The 12,227-nt window shown below is 35.6% G+C and carries 12 protein-coding genes; all 12 read right to left on the reverse strand.

The features are described from left to right. The coding region (locus AB1414_07785; GenBank protein ID MEW6607339.1) for a hypothetical protein at positions 1 to 831 on the reverse strand (831 nt) is incomplete at its 3' end. Between the two features lie 193 nt (positions 832 to 1,024). Then, a complete protein-coding gene (locus tag AB1414_07790; GenBank protein ID MEW6607340.1) occupies positions 1,025 to 1,651 on the reverse strand; it encodes a class II aldolase/adducin family protein in 627 nt (208 codons plus the stop codon). 75 nt (positions 1,652 to 1,726) lie between these two features. Next, entirely contained in the window at positions 1,727 to 2,770 is a 1,044-nt protein-coding gene (locus tag AB1414_07795) for a hypothetical protein (GenBank protein ID MEW6607341.1), read from the reverse strand. 177 nt (positions 2,771 to 2,947) lie between these two features. Beyond that, positions 2,948 to 3,298: a hypothetical protein gene (locus AB1414_07800; protein MEW6607342.1), complete on the reverse strand. Its 351-nt coding sequence runs from the start codon at positions 3,296 to 3,298 to the stop codon at positions 2,948 to 2,950. 133 nt (positions 3,299 to 3,431) lie between these two features. After that, positions 3,432 to 4,076 carry an OmpA family protein gene (locus AB1414_07805; GenBank protein ID MEW6607343.1) on the reverse strand — a complete coding sequence of 215 codons (645 nt, stop codon included), beginning with the start codon at positions 4,074 to 4,076 and terminating at the stop codon, positions 3,432 to 3,434. Positions 4,077 to 4,092: 16 nt separating this feature from the next. Beyond that, a complete protein-coding gene (locus AB1414_07810) occupies positions 4,093 to 5,550 on the reverse strand; it encodes a hypothetical protein (GenBank protein ID MEW6607344.1) in 1,458 nt (485 codons plus the stop codon). Then, positions 5,547 to 6,914 (reverse strand): hypothetical protein, encoded by a 1,368-nt coding sequence (locus AB1414_07815; protein MEW6607345.1) that lies wholly within the window; start codon positions 6,912 to 6,914, stop codon positions 5,547 to 5,549. The genes AB1414_07810 and AB1414_07815 overlap by 4 nt, the downstream gene beginning before the upstream one ends. 18 nt (positions 6,915 to 6,932) lie before the next feature. Next, positions 6,933 to 8,315, reverse strand: a complete 1,383-nt coding sequence (locus tag AB1414_07820) for a tetratricopeptide repeat protein (protein MEW6607346.1) — start codon at positions 8,313 to 8,315, stop codon at positions 6,933 to 6,935. A 37-nt stretch (positions 8,316 to 8,352) separates the two neighbouring features. Further along, positions 8,353 to 9,393, reverse strand: coding sequence for a DUF1598 domain-containing protein (locus AB1414_07825; GenBank protein ID MEW6607347.1), 1,041 nt, complete (start codon positions 9,391 to 9,393; stop codon positions 8,353 to 8,355). Continuing rightward, complete coding sequence (locus tag AB1414_07830) at positions 9,383 to 9,808, reverse strand: Clp protease N-terminal domain-containing protein (GenBank protein ID MEW6607348.1); 426 nt, start codon at positions 9,806 to 9,808, stop codon at positions 9,383 to 9,385. Before AB1414_07830 ends, AB1414_07825 begins: the two co-directional genes overlap by 11 nt. Positions 9,809 to 10,065: 257 nt before the next feature. Continuing rightward, a complete protein-coding gene (locus AB1414_07835; GenBank protein MEW6607349.1) occupies positions 10,066 to 11,034 on the reverse strand; it encodes a hypothetical protein in 969 nt (322 codons plus the stop codon). Positions 11,035 to 11,153: 119 nt separating this feature from the next. Further along, positions 11,154 to 12,131, reverse strand: a complete 978-nt coding sequence (locus AB1414_07840) for a hypothetical protein (GenBank protein ID MEW6607350.1) — start codon at positions 12,129 to 12,131, stop codon at positions 11,154 to 11,156. Positions 12,132 to 12,227 lie beyond the last annotated feature (96 nt).

Below are 12,227 nucleotides of genomic sequence, written 5' to 3' on the forward strand. Positions count from 1 at the left end.
ACCAACATAGATACCTTTAAATGGATTACCAAAGAAATCAGGTAGGATAAAGGTAATAAGTTGAGGTAAAGAAAGTGAGGTTAATGCCCATTCATAATAAGGGATAGGCTGACTGCGGTAACTTTCTCTTAATAATTCATAAGTTGGAAATAATTGAATTGCATAAATCCCGGATGCAATTAAAAAAATGATAAATAGCCTTTTTAGTTTAATAGTTTTGAATAAAAGATATGCGGTAACAACAAGTAATATCTGTAATGAGGCTTGTGGGTAGCCACCTAAAAATTGCATCCCAAATATAACACCGATAAAAATTATGTATCTTATGCCTTTTTTTAAAAATGAGATTTCAATCAGGTAAAGGATTAACGGCAACCAAACATAGATAGTCAACATATTAAAATAAATTAAGTGGGTTATAAATACGCCACTGAACATAAATGTAATCCCGGCAAAAAGAGCACTCCATTGGTCACATTTAATTACCCTCAGATACATAAACATAAATAGCCCTGCCAGAAAAAAATGGAGGATGACACTCAAGTTAAAAGCAGTGGTTGGCTCAAGAAGGGTAAATAAAATGAGGTTTAAAGGGTAGAAGATACCTGCCTGTCCTTCGGCTAATAAAGGGAATCCACAGTAGATATAAGGACACCACAAAGGAAGAATACCTTCTCTAATGCAGTCCCGAACAAATACCCGTGACGGATAATTTAGATTAATTATATCTCCAACAAATAAGGTTTCTTTTAAAAATATTATCCGCCAGAAGAAGATAATAGGTAAAATAAAAATAACGGATAGGGCAAATAGATTTTTATAGTTTTTCATTTTCACCTATCAATCTCTATATTCAATGATTTAAGAAAAGCACTGGCTTTCTGCCTGGTGTCGTGTTGAACACATAACGCACGGAATTTAATTCTGGTAACTGGTGATTGGTAACTGGTAATAAATACCGTTTGGCTGAGCTGACGACGAATCTATTTAACCAGTTACCAATTACCAATTATCCGTTTGTAGGTTACGAAACGTGATGATGCCCCGTGCAAAACTTACTCAACACGACACTAGCAATAGGTCTTAATTCTATATTCGCCGATTTTGAGAAGATAATTAATTTGCATAGAAACTCAAGTGTCTGGGTTTTATTAATCACCTCTTCAATAGAATCACCGGCACAAACAACGCCATGATTTTCAAGTAACAAGATATTAGCATTTTTAATCTTTTCCCCAACCGCTAATGCCAGTTCCAGACTGCCAGGATGTTGGTATGGCACTCTTTCTATTTTTTTGAGATAAACAATTGATTCCGGGATAATTTGTGTTTTTATTTCCAGATTTTTAGCACAAGCCGCAAGGGTACTAAACAGAGGTTGGGAATGAAGAACAGCCATAATTTCTTTTCTTTGAAGATAGATTTGTTTATGCATTCTAAATTCCATAGATGGTTTTCCCTTAACCAAATCATCATTTATCTGACAAATAATCATCTCTTCGTCCTGTAGGTTTCCAAGTGAGGCTCCACTGGTGGTAATAAGGAAACTATCTTCATCTATTCTCAAACTCATATTGCCACTTGTTCCCCAGACCAGGTCAAGTTCTGCGGCAAGTCTGCCATTTTTTTTCAAAGTTTGTTTTATATCCATTTGACGCTGTTTATTGTCAGGAGGACATCTGTATTTATCCGTGCTAATCCGTGTTAATCAGTGGCTGAATAGTTACTAAAAATCATAGGAATAATAAAGGGTAATGCCTTTTTCCTTTACATATTCCTCTGCATCTGGTTCTGATATCATATGGGTAACAAGGATGGGAAATATTTCTTTCCCTACACCTTTAAGTCTTTTAAGTTTCTTTTTTATAAACTCATCTACCTTATTCTTTGAAAGCTGTGCCTTTCCTTCGCCAATTATTATAACCTTTTTTCCATTCCTTGTTGCCTCTCCAATAATATTTACCTCAATATGTTTTCCCTCATTATCAATAATATATCTTCTCTTTAACCTATCCTTTACCAGGAGATTAAAATCCCTTTCAAGGAGTCCTGGTAATGCTTTATATGCCTCATTTTCTAATGTGTAGCCTATGGTATGGGTAATTCCACCCACCTGTTCTGCAAGGTTTTTGTGGGATTTAGTAAGATCTTCGTGGGACAGAATAAGGACCCTTAATTCATTCTCTGTTCTTTTTTGTGCTTCTGCTAATTCCTCGACCTTTTGTTCTGTTCTTTTTTGTGCTTCTGCTAATTCCTCGACCTTTTGTTCTGTTCTTTTTTGTGCTTCTGCTAATTCCTCGACCTTTTGTTCTGTTCTTTTTTGTGCTTCTGCTAATTCCTCGACCTTTTGTTCTGTTCTTTTTTGTGCTTCTGTTAATTCCTCGACCTTTTGTTCTGTTCTTTTTTGTGCTTCTGCTAATTCCTCGACCTTTTGTTCTGTTCTTTTTTGTGCTTCTGTTAATTCCTCGACCTTTTGTTCTGTTCTTTTTTGTGCTTCTGTTAATTCCTCGACCTTTTGTTCTGTTCTTTTTTGTGCTTCTGCTAATTCTTCAACAGTTAATTCTATCCTTGTAAGCCTTTTTTCGCTCTCTTTCTGTACGATTACAATCTCTCTTACAATACCTTTAAGCTCAGAGAAGTCATCTTTTTTAACAAAGGTATCGCTTAAAATGGAATAAAGCGCGTTTTTAAATTGCTCATCTCTCTTTAATAGTGTAGGCAATATCTTAATAAAATGTTCTTGTTCTGCTTTTATCAATGAAATAGCCATAATTTTATCTCCCTTTAAAATTATATCATTATTAGATGGTTAAAGTCAAGAATTTTTTAAATTTTGTTACGGAAAAAATCATTTGTGGACATTTAATTCATTCCACTCTTCACCTTCTCCGTTTCCTTCTCTGTCCTCTATCTTCTGACTTCTGTCTTCTTTTCTTCATCTACACAATTAAAACTTTATTGTTGCAGAAATACGGTGGGAATAATCAAGGTCATAGTCTTTAATTCGATAGAAGGCATAATCTAACTCCCAGTTATAAAGCAGGAACCCTACTCCATAGGTCCAGTCTCCATCATCATTACCAAGTCGAAATAAAACATTACGGGTTATGGCATATTCACCACCAAAATGGAATTGATATGAATTTTTCTCTTTGTTGACTTCTTTTTTCTTTTCCATATCAGCCGCTATGTACATCAAGTCTAAAGGAGGATAATATTGTGGCTCTTCTTCAAAGAAGTCTGGTATATTTGTTGGCAATGCCTTTATTTTAGGGGGAGCGATTAATAATACTTTCACATCATAAATATATCATCATAAATAATTTTAGTTTGCAAGTATTTTTATTTTGCTGCAGTTTTGTTTAATAACTCTACTATACTTATGAACATTTATCCACCTTATGTAAAGTTTTGATTAATAACTTCAATCGTTAATCCTGCCCTAAAAATTTCTTTTCAGAATAAACTAATACTATCTCTATCCGTCTATTCAGTGGATTACCTGATGGCTCACCTTTATTATCAAATTCATTTTTAGCTATTGGTTGGTATTCAGAAAAACCAGTTGCTGAGAGCAATGCAGGGTTTATTCTAACCTCATCTTCAAAAAATCTAACTACACTTGTAGCTCTGGCAGATGATAGCTCCCAATTGGTAGGGAATTTCCACATTATACTTCTTCCGATAGGGATATTATCTGTATGTCCTTCAATATGGATATTTTCGTATAAGTTCCTACTAGATTTGAAGATTTCTCCAACCTTTCTTAAGATTTCTATACCTTCTGGTTTAAAAACTGCACTCCCTGGCTCAAAGAGTATCTCATCACTAAATACAAATCGTTGGAGGTTACCATCAACCCTAATCTTTATGATTTTCTTCTCCATCTTCCCTTTAAACCTTTCCTTAAAGTTCTCCTCCATCTTAGCCTGGTCATTTTCGACCAGTATCTTACTGGCGGTTCTTAGAAACTGGAAGGAGAGGAAAAATATCAAAATCAAAACTATACATATAGCCATATCAGCAAATGCTGGCCATACATTTAGCGTCGTCCGTTCCCGTAATTTTAAGTTCATCTTTACCAACACCTTTCTACCATTCTTTTATCCCTAATCCAAACTCACTAAGATATATAAAGATAGACCCTCCTATTAGAATACCTACTAAAATTATAAGGGCTATAATAGTTCTCTTCCGAGTCTTTCTTCTCTTCTGTTCTTCTTGAGCTCTTTTTGAAAGAAACTTATTTAGTTCATTAATATTCTGGGATAAATCTTTTAATATTTCACCCTGTTTTTCTTCTTGTCCTATCTTCCAATTAAATCCATCTACAATCCTCTGCAGGCTGACTATTACTTCTTTTTGTGCAGAGAAGATTTTTTCTACTTGCTCTCTATTTTCTTCTAATATTCCGTCTAAATTGGAGCTAAATCCCTTATTTGCAGTTTCAATGCTGGTGTTTAAATTGTTGAAAAGTTCTATTTGAGAAGTCGTAAATTTATTAATAATATCTTTTATTTCTACACTCTCTTTCTGAAGGGAAAGGAGTGTAGTCTCGGTTAGTAACTCTTTAAGACTATTACTAATCTCACCTATTTTATCTACATAGTGTTTGATATTACTTATACCTTTCATTCCTTCTACCAGGGTTGTTGTTGATTCACCAAAACTGTTTACAAAGGTATCAAGTTGGTCTAATCTTGATGTCATCAAGTATGATGTTTCACTCAACATCCTGGAAGCTAAACACATAGAATCTGCACTCTCCTTAAATGTATCAGACATCTTTGAAACAGCGGTTTTTTCTTTAGGGCAAAAGCGGGGTATTAGAGAAGTGGTGGTGAAATCCTCCAATTCTGTCAAAAATGAGGTTTGGTATTTATTAAACCGATAATAAAGGAAGGCTAAAATAAGTGTTGCAACTAACCCAGCTAATGTAGTAGCAAATGCAGTACTCATCCCACCTAAAGTTTCACTCATACGATTACATAAGTCGGATAAACTCCTAAAATTCTCTGGCTTTGTAAGTAAAGGTTGTATTTGAGCTACAGATTTACCTAATCCCCAAAAAGTTCCCATCAGCCCTAAGATAATCAGGCTGCTTAGTAAGTATCTAACCAATCCAGCCTTCATATTATATTTGATGCTTAAAATTTCTGCTAATGCATCATGATTAATCTCTCCTCCTTCTTCTCGTATCCTATGCAGTTCTTCGAGCCTATTTACAACAGTAGAAGTATCTGGTACCCATATTTGTCCAGGGAGTAAAGCCACTAAATTACCAATACCAGAGATAGAAGGTAATTCTCTGATCAATTCCCTCGTTAATATACCTACATTTTCAACTCCCGGATTAGAGATATTATTAAATCTATTTCTTACTTCTCTTAGATTTACCTTTTCAAAATTAGTCGCTATCCAATAAAATATAAGGTCAATAATACCTATGAGAAATAAAAACCATATTAGATAGATTATTGCTTTACCTGTAATATCTATTCCTGTTGAAAATCCGAAGATAAATTTAATCAATAGTATTAGATCTGTCATTGTCTCTCTCCCTTATCACTAACTTCTGCTATAAGAGGGATTTGCTCTTCCAGGTTAGAAATCTCATCTTTAATCTTAATCACACCAGATATATATCCAATTTTTTCACGACTCACTCTTGCAGGGTCAAACTTGAGTTCCCATTCATCTTCTCTTAATTTACATCCTGTTAGATATGTTGACAAATCCTCAGGGATTAATATAGAAATATCGACCTTTTCATAATCACTTCTTGTCACTTTAAGAATTGACATCTTAGTCTTCTCACCCCAAAATACTTTTGGGAAATTCAGACCTGGCAGAGAAGTCTTTAAATGAATCATTTGGCTTTCAAAAGTAAAAGTTAGTGGAAAACACCTTCTATTCCAGATGTAACTGTCGGTAACTACAATAGCACTAAAACCATCACATAGAGTATTAGATATTTTTTTAGTATCTATAATGATATCTTTCTCTATTGTTGTTTCAGATGGTGTTAGGTTTTCTACCCTAATATTCTCAGAAATAACTCCATTGGGAGAAGATATTCTGCCATTTAAAATTCCTTTTCCAATGACTTCTATACTCAAGTTTACCTTCACTTCATCTCCTCTTTGGAATGGGGCTAAATTAAACTCTTTCCTTTTTATCTTAGGAACCATTCCATTAACCATCATTTTTGCATGAATCTCTATTACACATTTCTTTTTAGGGTTATCAATTGAGATAATCTTTACTACGGAAATATTCTCCCCAAGGACCATTTTATCAGGAAGAATGGTTACAGTAATTTCCTCTTTATCATCAGGTAAGATAGTAAGTTGCGACTTATCTACCTCTATCCAATCTTCTGATAGATTAATTACTCCACAGAACTTTTTATTACTTTTATTCTTTATCTCTATTTTCTTTACATATCGGGTCAGATTAATCCTGGAACATATCCCATTTTTTCCAATGAATATCTCATTTACATATTTTGGGTCAAGCCTTATCTCTCCATCTACCTCAAACCGATATAAGATTTCTCCATCTTCTAATGAAACCGCAGTCTTAAAGTTATTAACTTTATTTTTTTGCATCAGTATGGCTTGAGGAAGCCATCTACAAAAATCACCTACCAGATATGCACTTTTAGATAAATCATCCTGAAATTCAAACAGAACATCTTTAAACAGAGGAAGATTACCAAAGTTTATTCTTGTTGAATGTGCAGATTTCTTTTTAAAGTTCCTTATCTGGACACTGATTTTTCCATCAGGAGTCTGTGAAAAAGAAATCTTTTCAGAAGGCTCTTCTACTGGCATAATATTAACTTGTCTCTCATTAAATCTGGTAGAAATAAGATGCAATTTGTCATGGGCTTTTTGGAGTTTATTTAGCATTTTAGCATCCCTTCTTAGTTATAAGATACAATTGATTAAATCATCAAGTATCTTTAGCGTATCTTCTCTTTCTCTCGGACATCCCATAAGTTGATATAGACGAGCCAGATTTAGATAAGCATCACGGTAGAGAAGATTTAATTTGATAGCTTTCTGATAGTTAATTTCCGCTCTTTCATAATCCTTTTGGCAGAGATAAGTATTTCCTAAACCCAAATAGGCTTCAGCTAAATCGGAACGGATAGAGAGAGCTTTTCTGAAGTATTTTTCAGCATTATCATAGTGTTTTTGCCATGCGTAGAAAGAACCTATGCTTACATAGAGCATAGGTTCTTCGCGAGGAGATACCTTTTTACCCTCATCGAAGCATTTTAGAGCCTTTTTGTACTCACCTTGTTGTATCAGAAGATTTCCCAGACCAAGATATGCCTCCACACATTCTGGGTCAAGGCTAATGGCTTTCTGGTAATCACCTATGGCTTCTCCTATCTTTTTTAGAGAAAGATAAGCATTGCCTCTATTCAGATAATATCTTGGGTCATTGGAGTCTAAAGTAATGGCAACATTGTAACACTCCAATGCCTTTTCGTGGTATCCAAGCTGGGCAAATCCACTTCCTCTACCATTCAAATCCTCAGCAGACAGTGGTTCTGTATCACCATATAATGGAAAAGTCTTACCAGTTTGTTCTAGGTAAATTGTTTGGAGTTCATCTTGAAGTTCCACAAAATTTGGTCTCCCATCCGGCGATTTGGCAAGACAGCGTTCGATAATCCTGTTCAGTTCTGCTGGAACTTCATCTATCGCCTTGATTTCTCTATTACGCAAATGACCTGTTAGCATTTCATAAAGCACCCACCCAAGGGCATAGACATCGGTTTTCTCCTCCACTCCTTTTCCCTCCTCTTGCTCAGGAGCCTTATAAAGAGGGGTACCTCCGTGGCACATTACCAGGCCAAAATCTGTAACCTTGAGAATACCATCTTTAGTAATGAGAAGGTTGGCAGGTTTTATATCCCTGTGGATAAAAGGGATTGCAAGGTCTTTATTAATCGTCCGTTGGGCATAAATAAGACCGTTTAAGGTTTCCAGAGTAAAACGAATCCCCTGGAGAAACCCAATCTTCCCACTTGATTTTATATAGTCTTCCAGAGTTACACCTTTTAAACTTCCTTCAACATACTCCATGATAAGAAATGGACGGTAGTGCCCATCCAGGTCAAACCAGCATGCCTGAACAATATTCCTGTGCTTACCAAGAGTAATCCAAACAAGGCTTTCTTTACGAAAAAGAGCAGTGTCTTTTATCAACGCTTCTCTTTCTTGCTCCCATCCTCTGAATGTTTTGAGGGCGTATAATTTACTATCTTTCTTTCTCCGGGCAATAAATACAAGTCCCATTCCTCCTTCTGTGCAAATTCTTTCAATAAGGAAGCTGTTAGAAGTTCGAAGGGTCTTTATCTCCTTGCCAGATGAATACAAATCCGATTCCATCATTAAACCTCACTTTATAAATGAGTGGGAAATCCCAGCAAAGTGCTTCAGGTGAAGGTCTGGCTTTTAAGACCTCATCCCTCAATTTTGAAAGCTTTCCTGAAGTATCCTTTTCAAAGTTTCTATGGCTAATTTCAATATCTATGCTTACTCCTCCACAACTGGGAAGCCACAATTGAATGGTTCGATAACTTCTATAGAAATCCTGGCGATGTTCAAACTCTTTGACATTGGCTCGCCCTGGTAACTGCGTTTTTAGAGACATCTCTGGAATCCGAAAATCTTCTAAAAAACACCATAAGTCTAATCCTATCTCTTTATGGGGAGACTTAAACTTCATGATCTTAGCCAGTGCAACAAAGCGAAAAAGACTCTCAAGTTCAGCGTAGATAGGTCTTTGTTTGGCAACATCGGTATATAGAGATGAAAAACTTTCTGTAAACTCCTGAGCCAAAGGATTAGAATATCCACTTCTTACAATTTCACCTCTCCTGTCTAAATACTCTTCTTCGGTGAGCAAAATTACAGGAGACTGTTTGATAATTACTATACCGCTATCTTCTATGTAATGGTTTTCTCCAGGGTAGAACCAGAAGCGATTCATAGAGTACAGGGGAATGGAGAGAGGTTTTTCTTGAACAATGTCATTTTTGGCTTTTTCCAAAGTCATATCAGTAAGGCTGGTAAATCCTGGAATATTGAGGGAATCAGAACCATCTACCAGGGTTTTCATATCATAATCCGCCTTTACCATTACCACCGCAAAATGAGTATCAAATGGGATACCCAGCACACGCACATTTTGTGGTAACTGGCAAATAGAGTGCCACTTCTCGATACCCTCTTTTATCCTGGTAGAAGAAGAATGGTTAAAAATCTGCTGTCCGAGGGTCTGTAGCTTTTGGATTACATCAGGGTCAGGGTCGATAGAACAGCCAGGGTTAGAGTAGTAATAAACATTTCCTCTTTTTACTCTATAACTCACTGGGTTCTTTTAGGATTGCCAAAAACAGATACAGAAGAAAAGATTTATTTGCCCCATAAGAAGAAGCTATATCTTCTGCCTTTTTAAACAACTCCTTGCATTTTTGACTTCGATGAATAACCTTTTCTGCATGCTCATACTTCCCTTGTTTCAACATCCCTCTTATTTTAGGTATCAATGACTTTGAATTAAGCCCAAAATCTCTGAATACACCATTAAGAATATCAATCTCTTTTTGAATTTCCTCTATATTGAGCTCCAATCCCATCTTCTCCATTACATCTGGACTAAGTTCATCACTTATTTTGCATAGCCCAATAAAGATATGTTCTATCTCAACATATTGATGTTTAGTCTGAATTGCTTCATAGCCAGCAATCCGCCATGTAAGTATTAAACCAGGAGAAATATCCATATTTCCCTCCATTAGGTCACCCTAGTGTCGTGTTGAACAAATAACGCACGGAATTTGTTCTGGTAACTGGTGATTGGTAACTGGTAATTAAATACCGTTCGGCTGATCTCAGGACGAAACTATTTAACCAGTTACCAGTTACCAATTATTCGTTTGCAGGTTACGAAACCTGATGATGCCCCGTGCAAAACTTACTCAACACGACACTAGTATGGTCAAAAGTTTTTTAATAATAGCTCCTGCTATCTCTTTGTAGATTACTTTGGCCGTGTAACCCTAACCACATTAGACCCTACAGTAATCTCAGGGACTTCATCTACATCTATCTGTTGACCTACATATAATTTTTCTTTTGTAGCTATAGCCCAAATTTCGTAGCTATCGCCTATTCCCAGCACATCTGTTCCAAAACAACAGCCTGATTTCCATGTACCATCATCTTGAACATCAGGGAAGCTTTGTACCCACCATGCACGAGTGCTGAGAGGGTGAACAAGGACATAAAATTTTAACTCATGATGAGAAACTTTTCCCTTCACAGTGTATATGTGAGTAACATTTTGTCCATTATGTGGGTCAGTAATTTCAATATGCAACTTTTCTGTTTGTTCTGGCATCTCCTGAACTGTAAATTGCACATTATCGTTCTTTAAAATAACCCGCCAGTTATTGGTAACATCCTTTACAAAGAACTTTACTTCATAAAATGACGGTGGCAGTTTAACTTTTAATTGTTCTTGAATACATCCATTGCCATCTGCTTTAATATAAGAAGAATCGTAATATCCTTCGCCACGATTATTCCTATTATATTCTTTCATGAGTTTGTCGTTACCAGGATGTCCTATTTTGCCATTAATAGTTAGTACATAAATCCCTTTAGGTTTTAGTCCTTGAAGTGAAACTTTGCACTCAAATTGGCCAATTTGCTCTTCAAAGTATTCGATTCTACCTTCTCCATAACCACCATTGTGTACTATTAAATGGGTAATAATTTGCCCTTTATTATCTGGTTCTTCTTTAGGGATAGAAGGGGGAGAAATTGGAGGAGTGGATAGAGCAGAAGGAGTAACTCCTATTTGTGCATCCTTTGTTTTTACTGCTATTTTTACCCCCGGTGCTTCTATTGTTGCTTCCCTTACAAAAGGTAGAAACCAACGAATACCTATTACCCCAATTAATAAAGCTACAACTGGCACTATTACTACAATAGGATTAAATCTCATTGTTTAATACCTCCTCCTTTTTATTAGATTTTCATTGCTAATAATATCGGAAAGTTAAGCCCATATCTTTTTCTTTTGTCCATTTTTCCAGAATGTCAATTTAATTTCTTCTCCTACCTTCAATTTTTAGTGTGCGAAATTATGAACACTTTCCACAAAAATTGAGCTGCATCATGAAGATGTTTTTTCCATTTTTCGGGGATGATGATAGAAAGGAATGGAAATATAACAAGTAATATTGCAAGACAAGATGTTGACCAACGGATAATACTTTTGAAAGAGAAAAAATAGTATGGATGATAGTAAATAACCAAAAGTGTAATTAGTAATATAAGAGTGGCTAAATAGGTAATCGTTGGCCATCTTCTTTCCTTATAAAAGTCACAAATGAAAGGAATACATTTTATCCATTGTTTCCATTTATTCCCTTCGGGTTTCATTTTTAAACAGATAGGGATTGTAATTTTTTTGCCATCCCTGTCAACCAAATCGCTTTTTCTCGAGGAAATCTCTATTTGGGGAGATGTTATAAATTTTATTGTAGTTTTCATTGTCTTCTTCATCTCCCCTTTTATCCACAAAATAAACCAAAATCGCCTAAATTTATCTTTTCCAGGATCAATTTTCGGATACAAGAAGGAAAGAATGATAATTAAAATTGTAGCTATCATCAACGGATATGTAAGTATAGTGATGAATAACTCTAAATACCACTTCCAATTCTCCAAGATTCGTAATTCAATTTCAGTCTTATTAGTCTTCGAACCATTAACTGTTATATCTGGACAAGAAACTTCCTTTTCAAGATAGGCTGATTCAAATTCAAGTTTCTGCCTAAAAGGAGGACGAGTTTTTATAGGAGTAATATGAATATCAAGTGGCTTGCGAACATCCCTTTCAAGATACACAGGTTTACATTCAATCTCTGATATTCCTAAATTCTCACCATCTGGAGTATCTACAATATGAGCACTCACTTTCAAATCTTCACTTACTTCATAGGTTTCAATCCCTCGAAGATAAACATTGTATTGTACGGTTGTAGTCCAACCTACATATCCTATAATCAGCGATTTCGAAGCGGTAGTTTTTCCCACGATTCCATCGCTATTAGAGAGAGAGAAGGATATTTTTCCCCTTTATTTATCAGGAGTTACGATTTTTAAGAGAAGGACAGTCCAAACATATAATGG

Source organism: bacterium, from assembly GCA_040755795.1.
GTDB lineage: Bacteria > UBA9089 > CG2-30-40-21 > CG2-30-40-21 > SBAY01 > JBFLXS01.

Coding starts and splice junctions, on each gene's coding strand:
- AB1414_07790 (MEW6607340.1), bottom strand. CDS start 1,651: ATGGATATAAAACAAACTTTGAAAAAAAATGGCAGACTTGCCGCAGAA.
- AB1414_07795 (MEW6607341.1), bottom strand. CDS start 2,770: ATGGCTATTTCATTGATAAAAGCAGAACAAGAACATTTTATTAAGATA.
- AB1414_07805 (MEW6607343.1), bottom strand. CDS start 4,076: ATGAACTTAAAATTACGGGAACGGACGACGCTAAATGTATGGCCAGCA.
- AB1414_07810 (MEW6607344.1), bottom strand. CDS start 5,550: ATGACAGATCTAATACTATTGATTAAATTTATCTTCGGATTTTCAACA.
- AB1414_07815 (MEW6607345.1), bottom strand. CDS start 6,914: ATGCTAAATAAACTCCAAAAAGCCCATGACAAATTGCATCTTATTTCT.
- AB1414_07820 (MEW6607346.1), bottom strand. CDS start 8,315: ATGGGACTTGTATTTATTGCCCGGAGAAAGAAAGATAGTAAATTATAC.
- AB1414_07830 (MEW6607348.1), bottom strand. CDS start 9,808: ATGGATATTTCTCCTGGTTTAATACTTACATGGCGGATTGCTGGCTAT.
- AB1414_07835 (MEW6607349.1), bottom strand. CDS start 11,034: ATGAGATTTAATCCTATTGTAGTAATAGTGCCAGTTGTAGCTTTATTA.